We start from the raw sequence: 22,762 nt of genomic DNA, 5'->3' as shown, positions 1-22,762 counted from the left end.
AATCCTAATGACTAAATTGGAAACAAATATTTATCTTATTATTGAGATTCTGTTAAAAGAAAATAGAATGTTATTTAATAAATCTGAAATTGGAGATTGTAAAGAATTAATTTCAGTTAATATTCTTAAAGAAAGTGAAGACAACATAGATATCTTAGTGTTGACACCTAATGAGCTGTTTTATGAACATTTATTAATGTTTATTGAAACGCAAGTAGGTAAACAGTTTCCACTTGAATTCTCAGGAGCTTTTAAATGTATTAATGATTTTAAAGAGAATAAACGCAAGGAATATAAGATCAATATTGTAAATGCTTACGATAAGGTAATTAAAGGCTTAAAGACGTATGTTCTAAATAAATTCAAAAGGGAAGATATTGCAGATCCTAGAGAGTTTTTAATTACTTTGAAAGATATAGAGAAGAAAGAAAATCATTTATACAGTTTTGAACGAGTATTTATGAATTTTTTACCTTACTCTGGTTATTCGGCTAAAGAAATAGCCGAGATGTGTATACAGCTATGGGATAAGGAAAACCTTAATTCTAGTATAATTAATTTTCTGAGAGAATATGGAAGTATTAATACCGAAAAGGCAAATGATTTATTAATTGATTTAAATAGTAGGAATAGTCCCTTAAGAATAGCGTCACACCTTTTAATAGGATTGTATGATGCAGGAGATAGGAAAGCTTTAGAAGTGGGGATTAAATTAAAAGAAGTCGATTGTCAGGAATCTTTATTTGTATTAGCGCGAATTAAATATGCTAATGAAATAGACATAGAGAATATATTTAAGAGTGTTTTTCCGCTCAATTTTGAAGATGAAAATGTCGCTAGTGAACAATCCTATTTGTTATTTAATTTAATAAACAGTTCGGCATCTTCTGAAGAAATTAAGGCAAAGAGTTTTCAGGCATTAGTTAATTTTATAGAAAAGGGTACAGATAAGGTTCTAGATATAGTTTTCCATGGGATTAGTACTTACTTGGACGACTTTGAAGCTGATAAGTATAATCTAATGCTTATGTATCTTTCAAAAACTAAAAAGATTAAAATACTCAACAGGTTTTTCGATAATTTCAAAAATCCTCAATATATCTTCAATTATATAATAGCAAATTTTGAAAATAATCCTCAATTCCGTTTTAAAATAGAATTATTTAGAAATGGAATAAGTCAAGCTTGGCAAACCAATCAAGTAGCTACGGAAAATATTATTCTCAATTTGTTTAAAGAGCATCCCTTGTTCAGCATTTTAGCTGTTAAAATTATTCAGTCTTCTCATCATGGGGTTTATAATGTGAACTTATTAAAACTGAAAGAAGAAGAGGCTCAAATAAATGCAATTAAGGGAATTTGCAAATCACCTATTTGTTTCGATGAATTAATACCTATTCTATTAGAATTAAGAAAATCAAAGTTTAAAAAAACAAGAGAATTTTTACAAAGAAGATTGAGTGAAAAGGTATTCTACTCTTACCATGAATCAATATTCAAATTAATTGAAAAAGAAATTTCAGATTCCGAAGAAGATCAAGAATTTATTAAACCAATTAAAGAATCATTGGATAATTATTATGAAGTAAAAAAAATAAAAGAATCTGTGAAAGATATTGATCCAAGGGAAAATGAAAGTGATTTAATGGAATTTTATTACAGGTTGGAACGTGAGGAGAATGCAAAAGCGATGGATCAGGCAAAAAATCAAAAAGGTTTTTTATCTCAGATTGCAAAAAATATTGTAATTGTGAGAGGAAATTCATGGAAACATGGAGAACAGGAATCTCGTCCTTTGGCTGATATCAGATCAGAAATGCTGGTTGATGCTGAATGTTACCTTAATCCAGATTTATACGAAATTAACCTAAATAAGATGTAATGAATATTAAACCATTAATTGTTAAATCATATTTGGAGTCTTTAACAGAGGAAAGTGAGTTAAATAGAATCTTTCCTATTTTATTAACTTCTTTAAATTTTGACATTTTATCGAAGCCTACTGAAAACAAAGGGTTACAAGAATTTGGAAAGGATATAATTGCAGTTGGGAAAGATGTCTTTGTAGATAAGGACGATGTTGGGTATGGAAAGAAAAAAAGATTTTACTTTGAGTTAAAAGGAGGTGCAGATAGGGATGTTTCAAAAGCTACATTCTATAAAGAGTATGGGATATTTCAATCACTAACTGAAGCGAAATTGGTTGACTTTAAGTCAGATTATCAGGATTTTGATAGTCTTCCTAAAAAAATTGTATTAGTTCACAATGGTATACTTAAAGGGAATATTCGAGATGTTTACGATGGGTTTCTTAAACAAGAATTTCCAAAAGATGGTGTGAATGAATATGATAGATGGGATATTGAGAAACTAACAGAACTGTTTACAGATAACTTATTTGGAGCCTTTCTTTTAACAGATGTAAAAACAACTAATTTGTTTAATAAAGTTCTGATTAATTTGAACGCGTCAAATCATGTTTCAAGTGATTTTATTGATTTGTTAGATGCTTTATTTGAAAAAGAAAAATGGGAAGGATATAAGACAAAGTTAAACCGAAAATGGGAAATGTTATTTGAAACATTGAAGCTTATTTCATTTATCGTTTACACTGAGGCTAAGGAATATAATAACTTTGATTTATCAAAACGATATTTGACACACTTGATTATACGATATTGGTATTGGATATTGAAAAATAAATTAGAAACAGATAAGAAAGTTTTAGGCTATTTTACTCAAACATTGGATTTTTATCGATCTGTTTTAACAGAATATTTTCAAAGAACATTGGGAATTGCTGTAATTAATAATGGGCTTTCATCTGAAAGTTCCGGTAGGTATGAACAAATAGGGTATACCAAAAGGACATTTGAGTATCTTCAATATTTATGCTTAATGTTGAGTTCTATTGAGGGAGATGATTTAGATCACAAACAAAGTATAAAGGAAGTCATAATTAAAGTTCTTAATGCTAATAGTGTTTCAATGAGACCTCTTTTAGATGTGAATTCTATTCCGATCATCGATGTAATAAACTTATTAGTATTCGCAGGGGACAAAGCAAGTGCAATAAATTATCTGAAAGGTGTGATTTTCTATATTAAAAATGGAAAGGAAAAATATGGTCGATTACCTGATGCTAACAACAGCTATAAAAGTGTAATAAGATTTACTCTTACCCATGAAAAACCAGTTTATTATTCTGATTCAACAAGCCCATTATTAGCCGTTATAATGGAATATATTGCAATATTCGAATTAGAGGAAGAGTATTATGATGTTCGTAAATTTTTGATTGAGAATAAGATTGATATTGGCATATTCACTCCACATCATGGAATATATTCAACTTCGAAAAACTTAATTGAAAATAATGAAGATGATTTAGAAGAGCAATTATTCTCTAATCCACATTTTAATGATGGCTACCAGCATGATATTTCTTTATTTGAAGACCTTAATAAAGATTTGAGTTTTGAGAAATTTAAGGAAGAATTTGCAAAAAGAAAGGATGAATTTCAATATGAATATCGTACCGATAAGGCAGGTTTATCATTTTTAAAAGATCTGGCTCATATTTATTTTCAAACGCCCTATTTTCCAGATAAATGGAGGGAAATTGAATTAGAAAATTGTTTGTAATGACATCAACAGGGCAAAAATTAATCGAACTATTTAATGAGTGTCTTTTTTCGAAACGGGAAAATTCCAATAAGAGAGTTATTACGGATAGAGAAGGAGTGATCTTGCAGAAAAGTTATGATTTTGAAAATAATACTTTTGCGACACATGCGGAAATAGCACAAGAATTTGGTTTATCAAGAGAAAGAATTAGACAAATTCATAATAAAGCATTACGCAAATTACGTGGGTTTGGAAGAAGAGCAAATACGGATATTCCATGTAAAAGGCTTTTTGATTTATTGATATATGAGGTTGAAAGTTCGAAAGGCGAAAATACATATGAGCAGTTGATCAGTTTCTGGAATAAGCATATTGTAGAAATATCAGGAGATAAAATAGTAAAATTGTGTTCTCACTTACTGTATGCAGAGAACAAAGATATCAATAGGAATATTTCAGCTTATAAAAAATGGAAAAAGCTACAATTTGCAAAGATAAAAAGAGAACAATTAGAGTCTTATCGAGCAGAAAAATACAAACAAAAGATAAAGCAAAAGCAAGATTGGTTGTTGAGCAATGTTATTTGGGGTGAAAAAAAGAGAATTTGGAAAAATATTAATACTCAGAATCTTGAACCTAAAAGAGAAGTTAATCAGGATTCAGACTATATAACAGGGTACTATGAGAGTGCTAAATGCAAAAGGAAAATTCAATACGAATCAGGAATTGAATTGAACTTTATTTTAATGCTTGAGTGCATGCCAAATGTGAAATTCTTTGTTGAGCAACCAACAACAATTGAATACGATAATAATGGTTATAATCACAAATATACTCCTGATTTTGCAGTCTTTTTGGAATCAGGTGAAGCTTTTATCGTAGAAGTAAAAGATATGACAGGTATGGCTGATGCACGTGTTCATAGAAAATTTTCTGCATTGATAGAATTTTGTGATAATCATGGGTTTGGTTTCCTGATTACCGATGGAAAATCTACTATTGAGAATCTTTTGGATAGAAAATATAATAAAGAATTTGAGAATGAAATCTTAAATCGATTAAATGATAAGAAGAGAAAAACAATGTTATATAATGAGTTTAAGGCATTGAGAGAGAAGTATGAGATAAAATGGCATGATTTTTTGTCATTTGTGATTCAAAATAATTTAGGGTTTTATCCTTTCCCATTTAAATTAAACCATTCAAATAGTCATCAAATATATCGGGAGAGAGTAATTGTACACTACCAGAATAATAAAAATACTCAGCTGATTCAATAATGATTAAGAAAATCCCCGAACAACAGTAATGGTGCTCGGGGATTTTTGCATTAACTTTTATACATATTGATACATCCCTTGAATCTTATTCATCTCCTTTGAGATGAGCTTTTCGCTAGCTCTAGCATAGTTTTCTGTCATTCTGGTGTTGGTATGCCCCATCATCTTCGAAATAGCCTTAATGTTGAGATTATTGCCTAGAGTAACCGTTGTCGCAAATGTATGTCTGGCAGAGTGAGTGCTTAGATTTTTGTTAATACCACATAGGTCTGCAATTTCCTTTAAATAGGCATTCATCTTTTGGTTGCTGGGTACGGGCAATAGTTTTTGCTGAACCATACAAATAGGATCATCTTTGTACTTAGCAAGAATAGCTTTGGGAATCTCAAAAAGTGGAATATCGAATTCGACTTTAGTTTTTCGCCTTCTACTTTTTATCCATAGATTACCATCTATACCTTTTACAATTTGTTCTAGGCTAAGAGATTTTACATCTGAAAAAGCTAATCCTGTAAAGCAACAAAATAGGTAGAGATCTTTAATAATTTCAAGACGTTTAATTTCGAAGCTTTTATCCATCAATTTCTTCAATTCTTCATCATCTAAAAACTCTTTATCAACCTTCTCCATTTTGAACTTGATTTTTGCAAAAGGGTCTGATCTCATCCATTCGTTTGCTAGAGCCAAATTCGTTATTTTCTTAAAATTTTTAAGGTATTTAAAAGTGGTATTGGTAGAGCATTTTCGTATTGTTCTAAAGTAATGTTCAAAATCGGTAATAAATTGATGGTTGATTTTGTTTAGGGGTAAATCTTTTAAGTTGTATTGTGTTTTGATGAAGTCTTGAGTGTGTTTTAAACAAGTTTGGTAACGTTCTACTGTTCCTTCTGCCATATCTATTCCAATACGCTTTTCACATCTTTCATTGTGTCTCTGGAAGATGCTTATAATACTAAGATCTTCATTCTCCTGATTTAAACACGCTTTTATATTTTTACAAGTAAGCTCTTCTTGAATTTCAAGATCGTTAACGATTTTCAAGAGTTTTTCTTCCATGTAATGAATGTAACGATTGTTTTCTTTTGTCTTAAGAGAGTTGCCTTTGCACTTTCCCTTATTGGCATCCCATAGTTTAGAATCGATACTTTTCTTCAAAGAGATATCTAATCTTTGACCATCGACAGTGATTCTTACGAAGATTGGAGATTCTCCATTTTTCAGTTGAGTAGTTTTTCTTGCAAAAAATAAAATAGAAGTAGTTTGTCTCATTTTTACTGGTTTTTGAATGTTTTAAAACGATTTGTCAAAACTAGCAAACGAGTGATTTTTGAAGAGAGCAAAATAATGAATTATAGTGCATTAGTACCTGTTCGCGGTGTAGCAAAATTAAGCTTTCTAATCTACACCGAATGCTACACCTTTTTATTGCTGTTTTAGGTGTTTGATTGCTTTGGTACTAAATGAAGAAAGCCTTGTAAACGTTAGGTTTACAAGGCTTTTCCTTCTGTTGCATTTCTGCATGGCGGAGAGAGAGGGATTCGAACCCCCGGTACCTTGCGGTACACGTGCTTTCCAAGCACGCACAATCGGCCACTCTGTCATCCCTCCAAGCAATATCTGTTAGGATAATTGTGCGGGACAAAAGTAAAACAAAATAGCGGATTACAAAAGATATTATGCGAAAAATGATTTAGAGCAGTCAATCGAATTGTACAGGTCATCAATTGTTTTTTGGAAATAGCTGTATATGTGGTTTTTATTGGGAAGAGTACAATGATTCTGCTTCTTTTAATTTTGCAGTTGAGAGTCGGCTTTTTCTGTATTTTCAATTTGTTTCCCCTTTTCTAATTTCAATGTATATTGAACACTTTCCGGTATTTCATGCCTGTAATGACTTACATATATAAGACTTACATTGCTGTGTCTGCATATTTTTTCAATAATGCGTTTGAAATTATTCTGTTGGTGAAGGTCTAATCCTTGAGTGGGTTCATCAAATATCAGTAATGGAGGATTTTTTACCAGTGCTCTGGCAAGGAGGCACAAGCGTTGAGTGCTTGCCGATACATTTTTGAATCCTTGAGTGGCAGAACTCTCAATTTCAAGAAGCCGCATCCAACGTTTAGCAATTTCAGCTTTAGCAGGATTTGATTTTCGGAAGAGACCTAAAGTGTTGTGAAATCCCGATTCAATTACCTGAAGGCATGAATTTCCATTTGGGAAATATTGAAAGAATTCAGGAGAGACGAAACCAATTTTCTTTTTAATATCCCAAATGCTTTCCCCGCTTCCTCTCTTCGCACCAAAAAGAGATATGTTGTTAGCATATGCCTGAGGATTATCTGCGTTAATTAAGCTTAATAAAGTTGATTTCCCGGCACCATTGTGACCAAGCAATGCCCAACGTTCACCTTGTCTTATAGTCCAGTTTACATGATCAAGAATGGTGTGTTCACCATATTTAATCACTACATCTTTCATTTCAACAATGTTTTCGAAATTCTCCTGTTTGCTTGTTGCCAGCAGCTTTTTAAGTTCCAGATTATCAATTTCAGAAATGGCTGAAAAACTAACTTTTTCAGGCTTAAATTCAGATCGGGTGAGACTGCTTGTAATTCTTCCTTCGCTGAGAACAGCAACATGAGTAATTGCTTCCGGAATTTCGTTGGGTGAAGTAGTCATAACAATACCAATACCTGAATCAGATATTTCAGTTATCAGATTATTAATGTCTGTTCTCATTGCAATATCGAGTCCAGTAAGCGGATTGTCCAATAGAAGCAGCGTGGGATTTTTCAGCAGCGCCTTAGCAATAAGTAGTCTTTTTGTTTCCCCATTTGATAGCTTGATAAGGTGTTTATTTTTTAAATTTCGAAGATGTAAGCGATCCAGTACCTTATTGAGTGTCCACGTTTCGGGCGATGAAGATGGTTCAATTTTTGAAAGATACTGCTCAACGGTTTGAGTGTCCTCCGAATCAGCGGAGTTAAAGCGTTGCTGATAGTAAAAACTGGTGGTGTTGGATAAATTTGTAAAATTATGCTTTGTTGACACCTGACTGATCAAATTCTTCCAGGTAAAAAGAATTTGATTTCCATTTCGTTTTTTTGTTTTTTCATCCAGTAATGGATGTTTGAATTCTCCTTGCGAGATATGGAATTTACCTGCAATTGTTTTTAGAAGAGCACTTTTTCCCGAACCACTTGCTCCGATTATCGCCCAGTGCTGCCCTGTTTTCACCGAAAGATTAATATTTTCAAGAAGAATCTGATTAAGATACTGTACTCTTACATTTTCAAAAGAAATAATGGTTTGATTGGTCATAAGAAGTTTGTCTGGGCAAATTTTCTGCAAGTGGTAACTTTAGAGTCATTCAATTTTTATCGAAGTAAAGATAATTTATCTTTTTAGGATTTTAATATGGGAAGATGAAATTCAACAGGTAGTAAATTTATCCGTTCCTTTTACTGTTTTAATATTTAGCACATAAAATGGAAGTTTCAAATGAATGAAACACTTTTTACTGTGAAAAGTGTTTTTTTAGTGAGTGGATGATCTTGGGGCTCCGGCGAGTTCACGTAATAAATTATTAACTGCCAATTTTCTTCCTTTTTCAAGACTCGGGTGTTTTACTCCAGGTAAAATACTTCCTCTAAAGGAATTGAAACGGGGGAGTTGTCTGCGTTGGTTTTCATTATATCTGCCATAAATTCCCACCATTTTTTCACCACTTCGGTTTGTCCTAAATCTTGCGAGCCTCCGTTGCTGCTTAGCTTTTGAAATGCAAATAAAGTATTTGTTTCTTCATCTATAAAAATGGAGTATTCATTTACTCCAGCCTTTTTTAGTAATTGTTTAAGCTCTGGCCACAATTCATTATGGCGTTTTTTATATTCTTCTTTCTGACCTTCATTGAGGTGCATTTTAAAGGCTAACCGTTTCATTTTTTATGGAGTTTTGTATTTGGAAATTAATTTGTTCAAAAGGATGTAATCATTTACCGGAAGTATTGTCCAGAAGATTATTCAGTGTTTTTTCAGAAACTTTAAATGCAGTGCCGTGTCGAATGCCTCTGGGTAAATTAATTGATTCTGAAATATCTTCCCAGTTTTTTCCATCAAGTGAACGAATGGCACCATATTTTTTGTCTCTGTATTTATCGAAGTAAATGTAGATGTATTTCCCAATTTTTAATGGAGTTGGTCCTTCTACCCAGGAGTTCCCCGAAATATTATCAGAAACCTTTGTTGGGAATCCATCGGCCATATTTTTTGTGAAAACAATGCGCAAATTTTTCTCTTTAGGAACCGACATTTCATTTTTAATAACCATCATGTAGGTTGAATCGGTTTTAAGAATGGCTCCATCGATGACACTAAACCCCGGATCATAAAAGAGAGATGTGGGAGAGAAAGTTTTAAAATCAGTTGTAGTTGTGAAATATAGTCGGTGATTTAGCCCTTTTTCATTGCTTGTGGTTTCAATTTCCGGGAATTGTCCGGGAATTGTCGATGCCCAAACAATATAAAATAAATGGGATGCATCATCAAAAAATACTTCGGGAGCCCAGGTGTTTCGGGTTTCTTTAAAATGCTCCATTACAGGGATGTTTTTTTGTTCCGACCAGTGAATTAAATCTTTTGAGGAAGCGTATCCAATTCCTTGATCCCACCATCCTGTTGTCCAAACAAGACGAAATATTCCATCCTTCCCTTGGGTGATGCTTGGGTCGCGCATTAACCGATCTTTACCAATAACCGGTTTTAATAATGATTTACCATCCTTTACTGCTTCCCATTGATGTCCATCGTAACTATAGGCCAGATGAAGCCCATCCTGACCATTGTTTGTGAAATAGGAAAATAAGTAAACGTCTTTGTGATTTTCAGAACATCCAGGCAAAAGGATTAAAAGACAGATGATTAGTTTGAAGAAATTAAAATTGATCATGAAAAATAGAGTTATAAAAAATTTATTACAAGATAAATGTAAGGATAATTATAATCATGGATTATCATACAAACTCCTGTAAAAAATGCCGTTTTAGATGGTATTTTTATTTAATTGTCTATTTTTATTTTTTGTAATACAGTTACTGCTAAATCAAAGAAAAGGGTATGTTCTTAAGGGATTATAAAATGAATAAAAGGCAAAATATTTTCATTGGCATATTTACAATTTCTCTCTTCTTTTCTTCCATGTTATGTGCCCAGGAATCCATACTGTTTAGTCAGATTAGTACCAAAGACGGATTGCCTCAAAATACTGCCCGAAGTATTGTTGTTGATAATATGGGTTTTTTGTGGGTTGGTACTCTGGATGGTTTGGTGCGGTATGACGGAACCCGGTTTATAACCTACAAACCGGAACCCGGAAGACCCAAAAATATTACCGATCAAAGAATCAGAAGTATCCATGAAGACAAGGATGGTTTTTTGTGGATTAAAACGTATGATAATTCATTTAATTGTTACAATCCCAAATTGGAACGTTTTATCGAATTTAGTTACGAGGGAAATACAGTACCGCTTTTGTTTACTAATTATTTGGAAACCCAAAAAGGAGAGGTTTGGTTGTGGGGCGATAGTGGATGTGTTAAAATCGAAAAAAATACGGAGGGGGTACCTGTTATAGCTTTTCATTCTGCATCAAATTCAAGCAAATTATCAGAAGATAAAGTGAATTTTGTGTTTGCAGATTCTTTAAACAATGTATGGATTGGCCGCGATTCGGGATTAAATAGAATTGATTCATCCGGCCATACAGATGAGTTTTACAATCAGGAGAATCTTGGTGTTTTCCGAAAGGCGATGCAGTTAAATTCAATTGTTTATTTTATGTCCGATGATGTGATTTGCCGTTATGATCTGAAGAAACATCTGTTTTTAGAGGCATTTAAATCTTCGGAGCGATGTTCTCTTCGGGATATAGCACAGCTGAACAAAGATAATTTGATTGTTTCATCATTGGAAAAAGGACTGTATAAAGTTGATGTAAATACGGGTGTATTTTCTAAAAATCCTTTAGGCAGTTCAAACCCTATTATTGCAGCCCCGCGTATAATTGTTGATGCCAAAAAAGGCATTTGGGTGTATGATGATTCAGGACGGATGATTTATACCAATCCTATTACAGGCAAAACCAAAGAGATGCAGTTGATATCACCGGAGGTAGCCAGTGTTATTGATGATGGAAGATATAATGTTTTAATCGACTCGGAAGGAATTTACTGGATAACCACCTACGGAAATGGGTTGTATCAGTATAATGCGGAGAATGATGTATTAACCAATTATTTGTATGATAAAGTAGAAAACAGTCCGGTTTCGGATTATTTATTATCTATTGATGAAGATCATTTTGGAAATTTGTGGATTGGTAGTGAATATGCAGGTGTTATTAAGGTCACCAGAGAAAAATTCGATGTAAAATATATTATGCCGGAAAAGGATGAATCTATTGTTGCAAGTAACAATGTGAAGGTTATTTTTAAAGACTCAGACGGTAAGATATGGTTGGGTACAAAAAATGGCAGTCTGTATATATATGATGATCAGCTAAAAAATCAGAAGCGAATTGAGAAAAATATTAATCCCTATACCATATCTGAAGATGACAAAGGACGGATTTGGGTAGGTACCAAAGGAAACGGGGTGTATATATACGATAAAAAATCGTATCAGCAATATCAACATTTTGTTAATGAGGAAGAAAAAGTCAATAGTTTGTGCAGTAATTCCATATTTGATATCATACAAGACTCTGAGAAAAGAATTTGGATCGCATCCTTTGGCGGAGGAATTGATTTGGTAGAGGAATCGGGGAACCGTTTTCGGTTTAATCATTATTTAAATAACAAAGGGAATATCAGTTTTGTAAGATGTTTACTGGAGGATAAAAAGGGACTTATTTGGGTAGGTACTTACGAAGGATTGATCTGTTTTCAGCCGGAGGAATTCATTAAGAATCAGAATGTATATACAATTTATACATACAATCCAGGACATCCGGAAGGTTTAAACTGTAATGACGTAAAAGCGATTTTTGAAGATAGCAGAGGTGAATTGTGGATTGGGACAGCTGGAGGCGGATTGAATTTGTTTGATGCTGACAGTCCTGATAAACAGGGTTCTTTCGTAAAATACACAAAAAAGGAAGGACTTCCGTCGGATATTATTACCTCCATTCTGGAAAGTAAGGATAGTGTACTTTGGGTAAGTACAGAGAGTGGTTTAACGCATATAGAAAAAGGGAAGAATACCTTTTTAACTTATCAGTTTTCGAACAGTACGTACGGCGATTTTTATAATGAGAATGCCTGTTTATTAAAAGAAAATGGCGAAATGCTGTGGGGAACTTTAGATGGCATGTTAGTACTGAATCCTGCCAGCATTGTTGTCAATCAAACAGTTCCTTTGGTTCAGTTAACCGATTTTTTTGTGAATGATCAGCGAATTGAAGCGGGGCAGGCTGATTCACCGTTAAAAGAGTCAATAAGTATTACAGATAAGATCGTGCTGGAACATGATCAAAATACTTTTACACTTAATTTTGCCTGTTTAGATATAACAGACCCTTCAAGAAATAAATATACATACAATCTGGAGCCTTACGATCAATATTGGAGTTCTCCAAACAGTAACAATTGGGCTACCTATAAAAATATGCCTAGTGGCAATTATAAGTTTCAGGTAAAAGGAGCTAATGCTGACGGCGAATGGAATAATGAGATAAGAACGTTTCAAATTACTGTTTTACCTCCTGTTTGGAGAACGAATTATGCAATAGCTCTGTATATTCTAATAATTCTGGGAATAGCATTTGTAATTATTCGTTTTTTATTACGAATCAGTTCGCTTAATAATGCTGTTAAAATGGAAAAACAGTTAACGGATTATAAACTACGCTTTTTTACGAATATATCACATGAATTCAGAACTCCGCTTACTTTAATTAAAGGAGCTGTTGAGAGAATGAATGATATGAAAGAGCTTCCTGCTGAAGTCTCTAAAAATGTCAGCTTGCTTAATCGTAATACAACTCAAATGTCGCGATTGATTGATCAGCTATTGGAGTTCCGCAAACTACAGAACAATGTATTGACTCTAAATCTTGAGATGACGGATATCTCAGATTTTACCCGTAATGCTTACTATGCTTTTAAAGAAATAGCGTTTCAAAAAAATATAGAATACCAGTTCGAAGGGATCAATGGGAAATGGGATTTTTATATCGATAGAAATAAAGTTGAGAAAATATTGTTTAATCTGCTTTCCAACGCCTTTAAGTTTACTCCTGCAAAAGGAAAAATTACCTGCAGAGTAGTTAGAGATGCTCATAGTGGGAATTGCATAATAAGTGTGATTGATACAGGAGTTGGTATTCCCAAGGAAAAAAGGGAGTTCCTTTTTGGCCGTTTTATGAAGTTGAATACTTCGGCAGAAGGAACCGGAATTGGTTTGGAATTGGTTAAAGAATTCACCGAAACTCACAAGGGCAAAGTGAAATACAGCCCAAATCCAGAGGGAGGTTCTATTTTTACGGTTGAATTACCTTCTAAAAAAGAAGTGTACAGCGATGTTAAATTTTTAGATGTTGTAGATGCCGTTGATAATGAAGAGGTTCAGGCGGAGCACAATGAGGATCACGTTATTCAAAGACCCCTTAATCCGCATCATTGGAAAATATTGGTTATCGATGACAATTATGATATTAGGGAGTATTTGAAAGACGAATTGCAGCATCATTTTGATATTGAGTTGGCTGCAGATGGTAAAGAAGGATTGGATAAAGCCATTGAATTGAACCCAACATTGATAATTTGTGATGTAAAAATGCCGCAAATGGATGGTTTGGAAGTAACCCGAAGGCTAAAAGATAATTTTGAAACAAGTCACATTCCAATTATTTTACTGACTGCCATGTCTTCAGATACCATTAAGCTGCAAGGAAGTGAATGTGGTGCCGATGAGTATATTATGAAACCTTTTAGTTTTAAATATTTACTATCCCGGGTGTATTCTTTAATTGATCAGCGTGAGAGGCTTAAAAAACGTTTTTCTGTTGATGTTGAGGTTAAAAAAGGATTGTTAAGTCAGGGGAATAAAGATCAGGCATTTTACGATTTAATTAATGAAATTATCGATAAGCATCTTGCCGAGCCAAGCTTTACTGTAACTGAGTTTACAGAACTGGCAGGACAAACACGAACTATATTTTATAAAAAGGTGAAAGGTCTCACTGGGTATTCGCCAAATGAATTGATTAAAATAAAAAGAATGAAGAGAGCTGCCGAGCTAATTCTTGAAGATAAATACAATGTATCTGAGGTTTCCTGGCAGGTTGGAATCGAAGATCCATTCTATTTTAGTAAGTGTTTTAAGGCACAGTTTGGTTGTGCCCCTTCAAAATATGGAAAGTAAAGATTACAGCTGAAATTACATGCGTAGAGTACAATTTTACTCTTTTTTCAAGCAAAAATAGCTATTGTTGAATTTATTGAAATTTGGTATAATAGAAAAAGAAGACACTCATACTTAGACTATATAAGTCCTTTAGATTTTGGAATTAAATATTATAAAAACGTGGCTTAACTTTTTGTCTGGTTTTTTGTAGGAAATCCAATAGCTATTGGGGCTCAACTTCGCGCTCTTACTAAAGCGTTGAGTTAAAACAAAAGCGATTTAAAAAATTCCGAAAATGCATGGTGCATAAAAACGAGCCCTGCAACTATTTGTGTATAAAGAGTAGAATTTACCACGACTGCAGCAGTCGTGGTACTATACCGGTAACCGTCGTAGTACTGCACCAACAACAGTCGTGGTACTGTACCAACAACAGTCGTGGTACCATATCAACAACCGTCGAAAGAAACTATAAAAAAAAAGGCTGCCTTTTAATAAGACAGCCTCATAACATTACAAAATGGATTGACTGCTATTCTTTAAAATCAAAATCCAATATCATTCTAATTCCTTCGTCACCTACTTTTATGCGGATATTTCCCGGCTGACTATGTGGTCCCTGCATGGATATTGGTTTGAAAGATTGAATCGCCGGAATATCGTATAAAAAGGATATATCACCAGACGGGAAGGCCGGCATTGTGTGTCTTCCTTCCATTCTTCCTTTGGGTTCTTCGGGGGTCAGCATTCGTAAGAAAACGCCGTCACTTTCAGAATATACCGTAAATGGAGCCTCATCAGACTGTATGGCAGCCCAATATAAATTGGCATGAAAGCCTTTGAATTCAGGATAAGTTAATCCGTATTCACTTTCTCCGGTTATGGTGTTGTTGTAATCTTTTTGCCAAAGATTATAGTTGGTTCCTTTTACTCTGTTTTTCCATACCCGGTAAGGACCGCGGCCAAACCATTCCATTCCTTTAACTATTTTTTCGGGGTACGAGAAGGTTAAACCAAAATTATTTATTTCGTTGTCGGTAAATGCATCGTCAAAACCTTTGCCTCCGCCAGCTCTGTTCAGCATCACAGCATTCATATTTAATAGTCCTTGTGCATTCATTGTCCAAACAATAGAATCGATACCTCCCAGATATTTTGCAACAAACTGAGCGCTGTGCTGATTTTGTTTGGCATAGCATTCTTTGTACTGAATTTTCATGCCTACAGCAACAGGTCCATTGGTAAAAGGAACAATTCCTTTTTTGTTTTTTACCTGTAAAATCTGACCATTTTGCTGATTAAATGATACAGATACTCCATTTGCTTCCAAAGTAGTAATACTGTCCGTTTCCGTAAGCTTTACATCTCCATCTTTGGTTGTACCGGCATGTTGTAATTGGAAGTATTCACCGGCGTATTTTACAGGCCAGCTCCAGTTGCAGATTTTATGTCCTGCAGGATCGAATGCTTCAATTTCTAAAACAGTGGCATCAAAGAAATTAGCAGGTAATTCCATTTTGGCAAAACCTGTTTCGCCAGGATCTATTTGTGGAAGAGAAACATTACCCTTGCCTAAAATCTCTTTTTTAGATCCTTTTAAAGGAGAATTAATTTTATACAGTTGATACGTCATTTTACAGTCCTTTAAATTGGTGTAAAGGAATCTGTTCGATAGGGTAAATTTACCTTTAAACGAAGGGGTGATGTATAGCTTTTTGAACTGAATAGGAGCCCAAACCTCACGAACGGTAAATACACTGCCTTCTTTTTCACGGTAAGGTCCAACAATACCATCAGGAGCTCTAAAGTCGTCAGAGTCAAGAATGCCGTTTTTATCAGTACGTTTCACTGCATTATCAGCAAACGACCACATAAAAGCACCTGCAAATAATGGGTGAGAGGTCCAGTTGTCCCAAAAATCCTCTAAACCTGCACCAAGTCCCTGATCATACATTCCATGCATGAACTCGGTTGGCATAAATACTTTATAGCCGTTGGTTAATCGGGCAACACCAGTTAAGTAGGCAGGGTAGTGGTGGGCATCAATTCCATTAAAGTCAGCCCAAGGATGAATCACATGTCGGTTCTGAGGATCGTAATCGGCAAAATGCTGATCGAGATCGTAGTTCCAGCCTCCTTCATTGCCATTGCTCCACAATACAATACATGGGTGATTTACATCGCGGGTCAGCATTTCTTTCTGCAGTTTTGATCCTACTTCGGTGTCGTAGCAGTTTTGCCATCCGGCCAATTCATCTACCACAAACAAACCGATTGAATCGCACATTTCCAGAAAGTGCTGATCGGGAGGGTAGTGAAAACGAACAGCATTGATATTCATTTCTTTTAATAAAAGAGCATCGCTTTTGCTGATTTCACGATTAGTGGTTCGTCCTCCTTCCGGATAAAATGAGTGACGGTTGATCCCTTTCATTACAATTTTGGTATCATTTACATAAATGCCATCTTTTGCCCTGAATTCAACCGTTCTAAAACCAATTCTTGACGACCACTCGTGCAAAGTTTTATTGTTTTGGTCGGTTAATTTCAGGTGTAGTTTGTAAAGTTGAGGATTCTCAGGATTCCAGCTGATAACATCCTTCCATTTGGTGCTGATGTGTTGTTTTTTGCCATTCAGAGTCAATGGAATGGTTTTGGATGCAAATTTTCCTTTTCCTGTTAAGGGTTCTATGCTGGCAATAATTTTACCTGATTTTATTTCTTCAGACAAATCAATGTCAGCATTCAAACTCCCGTCGGCTTTTGCATCCAATGTCACATGGTTCATTGCTGTTTTAGGTTTTGCTTCTAAATAAACCGGACGGTAAATGCCGCCGAAAGTCCACCAATCGGCTTTTCTTTCGGCGTTGTTGATGCTGTTGTTTGCCGAGTGTTTGTGAACAATCACCTTAAGATCATTCTTTTTTCCGGTAGTGATTTTATGGGTAATATCGTATGAAAAACGATAAAACCCGCCTTGGTGCATATCTCCGGCTTTTTCTCCGTTAATGAATACTTCAGTATCCGTCATAGCACCTTCAAAAACAATCGAAATTTGTTGTCCGCTCCATTTTTTTGGCACCTTAAATGAGTATTTGTAGGTGCCGGTTTCCTTCGATGGTTCAACTCCTTTTTTCTTGTACCATCTGCCATAGGTATATTCTCCAAAGCCCTGCAGTTCCCATTGCGAAGGAACTTCTATCTGACTCCATTTTTGGCTGTTTTGACCAGCAGAGCAGTAAAAATTCCAGGTAACTGTATTTCCCAATCCTGTTCCGGATAAATATTGCCGTTCAGTTTGCTGTCCCGTTGCGCAGAAACAGGTTAACAAAAGCAGGTAGGTAATGAGTTGATGTTTCATGTGGTATGTATTATTGTTTGATATTAAGCTTGTCTTGGAAATGTTGTGAGTTGTGAGTTGTGAGTTGTGAGTTGTGAGTTGTGAGTTGTGCCCAAGAACCTGCAACATATAACTTTTTAGCTAATCTAATTGTTTTCAAGATTGATATTTTTGTTGTTTTCCAGGAGCAAATCATCGTTTGATTTTAAATGAAGATGCTCACATTTCCAGTTTTTGGCATATTTGATTACTCCGGCATTTTTACCTTCTATGCTTACATCACAGAATTTAAAACCTTCAATGGTACTGCTTTTAATTCCAACGACATTGATACAGCGTTTAGCTCCGGTGGCTTTAATATTGGAGAAGGATATGTTTTGGAACTTTGGAGTTCCATCCTTAGGATCAACATAGGCCAGCATTTTTTTCCAATGCTCAGGCAGTGTTTTATTCTTGTATTCTTCAGGAAGCAATGATGTGCTGTAAGCTGGATTCCAGTTCAAATCAACAGACAGAGGATATTTAACCTTATTCATGGTGATATTTGCCAGATGAATATCCTCGATTTTGCCTCCCCGTTGAATCGTACTCTTAAAACGTAAACCAAAGGATGTGCCTTCTGCTGTTAAATTATACGCAACAACATGTCTGATGCTGCCGGATGTTTCGCTCCCGATTGTAAAAAGTCCGGCTCCCATTCCTGCATAACAATTTCTGATTACAATGTATTCACAAGGTCGGTTTACCCGCAGACCATCGCTGTCGCGTCCTGCTTTCAAACAAAAATTATCATCATTGCAATTGATATTGCTGTTTTGAACCAAAATAAACGAAGAGGAATCGATATCCACTCCATCGGTACTAGGTCCGTGTCCTTCAATATTGTTACTAATAGTAACATCATTAACTGTTACGTATTTCGAGTACAGAATATGAAGACTCCAAAAGCCCGGCTGATACAGTACTATTCCATCAATAGTGATGTTTTCAGAATCAGATATTAGTATTCCTCTGGGTCTTTCACAATCGTAATCTACAATCCAGCGAAGTCCTTTGGGTTCATATTCCTTGCGCATGTTCCAGTATTTGTCCCAAAACACTTTTCCTTTGCCGTGAATTGTTCCATTTCCTGTAATGGCAGCATTCTTTTTGTCAATAATATTAATGAGTGCAGCCGGCCATTTCATTTCAATGCCTGCAACACGGGTATCAATTTGTTTGTAATCTTCCAGATTCTGACTCCCGGTCAGCATGGTTCCTTTGGGGATGTTGAAATTAACGTTGTTGCCGATAAAAAGCGATCCTGTTAAATAAACACCGGGTTTAAACGTTACTGTTCCTCCTCCGGCCGCTTCAGCCTCATTAATTGCTTTTTGAATGGCTTTGGTGTTTAAAACAAGTGCATCTCCAACAGCCCCGTAATCTTCCACATGAAATTCGGTTTTCTGATCCGGAAAAGTATGGCTGCCCGAATTTTCCATCCAGGTAAATTTAGGGATTGAAGAATTATTCTGCCCCAATGCGCTAAATCCGCAAAGTAGGAGTATGATAAATTGTAATGACTTCATAGGGTATCTGAACTTTTAATTCGAAAAGTTAACGGGTATTAATTTTACTTCACTGTTTAAGCCGGCAGGCATTGTTTTCCAATTCGCATAACCTGTTTTTTTATAGTTAAGGTCAACCAGATTAATTTCCTTGAAAATACGCCATTGAACTCCTTTTTGATCTAAACTTGCGATGTGATTGGCTGGTAAACCTGTTACCTCTATTTCTATTGCATTAAGACCGTTTTTAAGATATTTGCCAACAGAAAGTTCGTAGGGTACCGACCATAGTGTTTGAATATCAACATTATTCAGTCTTACTCTGGCTGTTTCTCTCACATCACCCAAATCAAGAATCCAGTCATCAGCCGTTTTTTTATTTACCGTAAATGTTGTTGAATAGACTGCTGTCCCCATATTTTCTTTGGCCTCAGGAATCTTTAGATCGGTCCAGGGAACTAATTTTGGAATAGCAAAGGTGTCGGTGATAGCAGGGATACTCTCTTTAAAGAATATTTTCCAGTTGTTGTTCAGTACAAATGGATTTCCTGTTTCTTTAAGATAAGGCCAGTTTTCAACCGTAACGTTTGTCGAAAATGTTTGGAATATCAATGATTCTCCGGATTTTAACTGCAGCCTTACTTTTGTTTTATCATCGGCTTGTTTTATTTGTGCTTTTCCTTTTTGTCCATTGACAGGATTGAAAAATACGACTGATTCAGCTCGCTTTGGTAAAGTAATCCAGGTATCTGTATCCTCAGCTTTAAGTGCAGAAACAAAATAATGATACCCCTGACTGTTTTTCCTGCGAATGTATTTAAGATCCGCTTTTGTTTTAAATTCTTCAGCAACAACTCCGGTAGCCGCAAGTGTATTTTTATAATCCGTTCCGGTAATTATTTTTCCTTTCGAAAATGAGCTTACTGTGGTTTCGTTAAAGTCAACTTCAGGCAGCTGATCACTTAAAGTAAAAAATTGTTTTCTTCGGTTTTCCAGATTTCCATATCCGGGAACATCTTTAGGATAATTTCCCATGAACACAATTTGTGCACCTTGTTTGGACAGATCAATCAGTTTTTTAATAACCTCCGCCGGCATTTTATCTACAGAAGGTATAATTAAAGCTTTATACGAAGTTCCTCCCGATGTAATTAGATGTCCGTCTTTAAATTCAGTGCTTGTAATGAATGAATCCGAAATATAGTCCATATCATAGCCGGCATTACTAATTTGGTTGACTACATGAATAAATTCCGGAGCACGTTGTTTCATTTTATGGATATCGAATTGTAATAATTTACCGTCCACTTTGTGCCACATATCGTAAACAGGTAAATAAACCAGAAAATCATTATCGGGTTTACCCATTTGTAAAAACGATTGTACGCGTGAGATATATTTAAAAAAGGGTTTTGCATCGCGCCACAATGGGTTGGTTGGACTCATGTCCACCGAAGCATAAAATTTCCATCCCGGCCATGCAGCCTCAGCCGGACTATAGGTAGTGCCGTGAAAGTAAACGTGATTAACGCCTGAAACAAACATCAGATCCAAATCGGGTTTACACTGAGAGAAGGAGGTGCGAAAATGCTCGGTAAGCCATGTAAATGTTTCTGAAGAAGTGTATTTCTTTCCTGAAATATGAGCCGCTGATGAAGCGTATTTTAACATGGAAAAATCGGAGTCGTTATGACGTGTTAAAGAATCTTTACGAAGACCTTTAATGTGAAAGTCGGACAATCCAAATCCTTCGCATTCGGGCACATCTACTGCGGCATAAATATCAATTAAGTTAGCCGGCGAACCGTGTGCCTGATTCCGGGTTTTACTATTCAGCTTGTGTGCCCACTCAGTCCAGGGCTTGGTAAAGTTTTCCAATAATAATTTCGAAAGTGTCTCTCTGTAATCCGAAACGATTCTTGCTGTAGTTTCGTTTCGTGCTGTATCTAAAAATTGAGGAAGATAATCCTGTAATTTATAGCCTTGCATTTGTTCAAATTCAGCAAGAAATCCTGGAGTCCAGTCTGCATTGTATACTTCGTAACTATCATTAAAAAAGTAATTGGGAACAGGCGCACCGCTTTCGTTAAAGGCTTTCGTAAATTTACTCAGATATTTCTCTACACTTTCTTTCGAAAAATGATTCAAAACCAAACCTTTACCGCCAGGGGCAGCTCTTTTAACCTGCTGAAATGTGTTTCCTTCAAAAAGAGCAATCAGTCTCCAGTTTCCTGCAGGTGCAGTCCAGTCAAGTTTTTTATTACTAACCTTTTCCGTTAGGTCTACTATTTCTCCTTTTTCGGAAAAAGCCATTAAACTTGCCAGTCTTGCCGTTTCTATCTGCTTTTTCTCATCAGGTAGAATCAATTGATTGAATTGTTGACCTGTTGATAATTTAAATTTCTTGATTAACAATCGACCGGCAGCATCTTTTAGCCCAACATCAGGTCCGCCAAAAGGCCAACCAGTTCCGGTATTCATGTCGATATTTATCCCCAGTTTTTCAGCCTCCTTTTGGGTGTGAGAATATAATTCCATCCATCTGTTGGATAAGAAGTCAACTTCATTGGAATCATTTCCCTGAACACCATAAATTGGTGTGATCTCCAGAGAACCTAGTCCGGCATCAGAATACAATTCCAGATTTCGCGACAGGTTTGCTTCATCTACAGCACTGCCCATCCACCACCATCGGGTTCCGGGTTTCGTGTTCACAGATTCTTCGGGCCATTGAACATCCGGCTGGCAGCGTACAAGTAGAAAAGGAATTAAAAGCAGTGTTGCTAATTTAGCTGTGTTTTTACGGGATAAGAACATGGTTCGCTATGTCTTTAAGGTTTTGTTTTTTGATTTCAGCTGCTACTATTTCTGCAATTGCAGCAGCTCCGGGAGCCTGCAGGTGTGTATCATCCTGAGAACCATCTGGTCGGATTGAATCAACGCCTGCTTCTATCCACATGTACAATTTTTTTGAGGGTTCATCACCCATCATGATAATCAAATCCCTTGATTTCAGCCAGGTATCAATTAAAGGAATGTTTAAAGAATCGGCCAATTGACGGGTAATGGCTGGATATCCTTTTAACCGATCATCAAGTAAACCATTGTCTTTAAAGGTTCTCATCACAATTGATGTGGCCAAAATTGGCCGGGCTTTTTTTGCCTGTGCTTCCTTCACCATCGTAATCAAATTTCTTTTGTAATCAGGGTAGGAGGCATGTCTTTCCGGTTTTGAAGAAGCATCGTTATGACCAAATTGTATGATCACATAATCATTTGGTTGAAGAGAATCAACTACTTCTTTCCATCGTCCTTCTGCCAAATAGCTTTTGGTGCTTCTGCCTGCTTTCGCCTTATTAACAACAGTAATGTGTTCATCGAAAAAATCGGGCAGCATCTGTGCCCAGCCTCTCATTACGGTTTTTGTTGTGTCGTAGCTTTGAGCTGTAGAATCGCCTGATATAAATATACGAACGTCTTTTGGTTGTTGTGCACAACAAATGAAAAGGACGGTGCTTATAGCGAGTATTGATATTGCTTTAAATTTCATATTTTTACTGATTT

13 protein-coding genes and 1 tRNA gene are annotated in these 22,762 nt (G+C 35.5%); 5 read left to right on the top strand and 9 right to left on the bottom strand.

The window, feature by feature from the left end:
* The first annotated feature begins 7 nt into the window (after window positions 1-7).
* The 3 genes from GQR60_RS11490 to GQR60_RS11480 are packed head-to-tail and all read left to right on the top strand — an operon-like array spanning window position 8 to window position 4,907.
* Window positions 8-1,882, top strand: coding sequence for a hypothetical protein (locus GQR60_RS11490; protein ID WP_124993052.1), 1,875 nt, complete (start codon window positions 8-10; stop codon window positions 1,880-1,882).
* On the top strand, window positions 1,882-3,645 hold the full coding sequence (locus tag GQR60_RS11485; protein WP_124993051.1) for a hypothetical protein: 1,764 nt from the start codon (window positions 1,882-1,884) through the stop codon (window positions 3,643-3,645). The genes GQR60_RS11490 and GQR60_RS11485 overlap by 1 nt, the downstream gene beginning before the upstream one ends.
* Window positions 3,645-4,907 carry a sigma factor-like helix-turn-helix DNA-binding protein gene (locus tag GQR60_RS11480; RefSeq protein ID WP_124993050.1) on the top strand — a complete coding sequence of 421 codons (1,263 nt, stop codon included), beginning with the start codon at window positions 3,645-3,647 and terminating at the stop codon, window positions 4,905-4,907. The genes GQR60_RS11485 and GQR60_RS11480 overlap by 1 nt, the downstream gene beginning before the upstream one ends.
* Window positions 4,908-4,964: 57 nt before the next feature.
* Here GQR60_RS11480 and GQR60_RS11475 read toward each other — a convergent pair whose 3' ends face one another.
* From GQR60_RS11475 to GQR60_RS11455, 5 genes are all read right to left on the bottom strand, one after another.
* A complete protein-coding gene (locus GQR60_RS11475; protein WP_124993049.1) occupies window positions 4,965-6,176 on the bottom strand; it encodes a site-specific integrase in 1,212 nt (403 codons plus the stop codon).
* A 251-nt stretch (window positions 6,177-6,427) separates the two neighbouring features.
* Window positions 6,428-6,515: transfer RNA gene (locus tag GQR60_RS11470), tRNA-Ser, on the bottom strand.
* Window positions 6,516-6,695: 180 nt separating this feature from the next.
* On the bottom strand, window positions 6,696-8,231 hold the full coding sequence (locus tag GQR60_RS11465; RefSeq protein WP_124993048.1) for an ATP-binding cassette domain-containing protein: 1,536 nt from the start codon (window positions 8,229-8,231) through the stop codon (window positions 6,696-6,698).
* A gap of 305 nt (window positions 8,232-8,536) precedes the next feature.
* On the bottom strand, window positions 8,537-8,851 hold the full coding sequence (gene rhaM, locus GQR60_RS11460; protein WP_124993047.1) for an L-rhamnose mutarotase: 315 nt from the start codon (window positions 8,849-8,851) through the stop codon (window positions 8,537-8,539).
* Between the two features lie 49 nt (window positions 8,852-8,900).
* Complete coding sequence (locus GQR60_RS11455; protein WP_124993046.1) at window positions 8,901-9,857, bottom strand: glycoside hydrolase family 43 protein; 957 nt, start codon at window positions 9,855-9,857, stop codon at window positions 8,901-8,903.
* Between the two features lie 188 nt (window positions 9,858-10,045).
* Between GQR60_RS11455 and GQR60_RS11450 the strand changes: the two genes are divergently transcribed.
* The gene (locus GQR60_RS11450; protein ID WP_160463467.1) at window positions 10,046-14,329 is read left to right on the top strand and encodes a hybrid sensor histidine kinase/response regulator; all 4,284 of its coding nucleotides are present in this window, start codon (window positions 10,046-10,048) and stop codon (window positions 14,327-14,329) included.
* A gap of 33 nt (window positions 14,330-14,362) precedes the next feature.
* On the top strand, window positions 14,363-14,500 hold the full coding sequence (locus GQR60_RS20395; RefSeq protein WP_394367640.1) for an IS3 family transposase: 138 nt from the start codon (window positions 14,363-14,365) through the stop codon (window positions 14,498-14,500).
* Window positions 14,501-14,843: 343 nt separating this feature from the next.
* Here the strand turns inward: GQR60_RS20395 and GQR60_RS11445 are convergent, their stop codons facing one another.
* From GQR60_RS11445 to GQR60_RS11430, 4 genes are all read right to left on the bottom strand, one after another.
* The gene (locus GQR60_RS11445; RefSeq protein ID WP_124993044.1) at window positions 14,844-17,672 is read right to left on the bottom strand and encodes a glycoside hydrolase family 2 protein; all 2,829 of its coding nucleotides are present in this window, start codon (window positions 17,670-17,672) and stop codon (window positions 14,844-14,846) included.
* A 125-nt stretch (window positions 17,673-17,797) separates the two neighbouring features.
* Window positions 17,798-19,219, bottom strand: coding sequence for a glycoside hydrolase family 28 protein (locus GQR60_RS11440; protein WP_124993043.1), 1,422 nt, complete (start codon window positions 19,217-19,219; stop codon window positions 17,798-17,800).
* Window positions 19,220-19,234: 15 nt separating this feature from the next.
* Window positions 19,235-22,015 (bottom strand): alpha-L-rhamnosidase, encoded by a 2,781-nt coding sequence (locus tag GQR60_RS11435; RefSeq protein ID WP_124993042.1) that lies wholly within the window; start codon window positions 22,013-22,015, stop codon window positions 19,235-19,237.
* On the bottom strand, window positions 21,999-22,748 hold the full coding sequence (locus tag GQR60_RS11430; RefSeq protein ID WP_124993041.1) for a rhamnogalacturonan acetylesterase: 750 nt from the start codon (window positions 22,746-22,748) through the stop codon (window positions 21,999-22,001). The genes GQR60_RS11435 and GQR60_RS11430 overlap by 17 nt, the downstream gene beginning before the upstream one ends.
* Between the last annotated feature and the right edge of the window lie 14 nt (window positions 22,749-22,762).

Source organism: Labilibaculum euxinicum (assembly GCF_009795715.1).
Lineage (GTDB): Bacteria > Bacteroidota > Bacteroidia > Bacteroidales > Marinifilaceae > Labilibaculum > Labilibaculum euxinus.
Note: the sequence above shows the minus strand (reverse complement) of the source record. Positions and strands in the feature narration are given on the sequence as shown.

What these genes read in the sequence shown, in the direction of transcription:
- GQR60_RS11435 (WP_124993042.1), bottom strand. Translation starts at nt 22,015, where the DNA reads ATGTTCTTATCCCGTAAAAACACAGCTAAATTAGCAACACTGCTTTTA.
- GQR60_RS11445 (WP_124993044.1), bottom strand. Translation starts at nt 17,672, where the DNA reads ATGAAACATCAACTCATTACCTACCTGCTTTTGTTAACCTGTTTCTGC.
- GQR60_RS11490 (WP_124993052.1), top strand. Translation starts at nt 8, where the DNA reads ATGACTAAATTGGAAACAAATATTTATCTTATTATTGAGATTCTGTTA.
- GQR60_RS11455 (WP_124993046.1), bottom strand. Translation starts at nt 9,857, where the DNA reads ATGATCAATTTTAATTTCTTCAAACTAATCATCTGTCTTTTAATCCTT.
- rhaM (WP_124993047.1), bottom strand. Translation starts at nt 8,851, where the DNA reads ATGAAACGGTTAGCCTTTAAAATGCACCTCAATGAAGGTCAGAAAGAA.
- GQR60_RS11475 (WP_124993049.1), bottom strand. Translation starts at nt 6,176, where the DNA reads ATGAGACAAACTACTTCTATTTTATTTTTTGCAAGAAAAACTACTCAA.
- GQR60_RS11430 (WP_124993041.1), bottom strand. Translation starts at nt 22,748, where the DNA reads ATGAAATTTAAAGCAATATCAATACTCGCTATAAGCACCGTCCTTTTC.
- GQR60_RS11450 (WP_160463467.1), top strand. Translation starts at nt 10,046, where the DNA reads ATGAATAAAAGGCAAAATATTTTCATTGGCATATTTACAATTTCTCTC.
- GQR60_RS11440 (WP_124993043.1), bottom strand. Translation starts at nt 19,219, where the DNA reads ATGAAGTCATTACAATTTATCATACTCCTACTTTGCGGATTTAGCGCA.
- GQR60_RS11480 (WP_124993050.1), top strand. Translation starts at nt 3,645, where the DNA reads ATGACATCAACAGGGCAAAAATTAATCGAACTATTTAATGAGTGTCTT.
- GQR60_RS11485 (WP_124993051.1), top strand. Translation starts at nt 1,882, where the DNA reads ATGAATATTAAACCATTAATTGTTAAATCATATTTGGAGTCTTTAACA.
- GQR60_RS11465 (WP_124993048.1), bottom strand. Translation starts at nt 8,231, where the DNA reads ATGACCAATCAAACCATTATTTCTTTTGAAAATGTAAGAGTACAGTAT.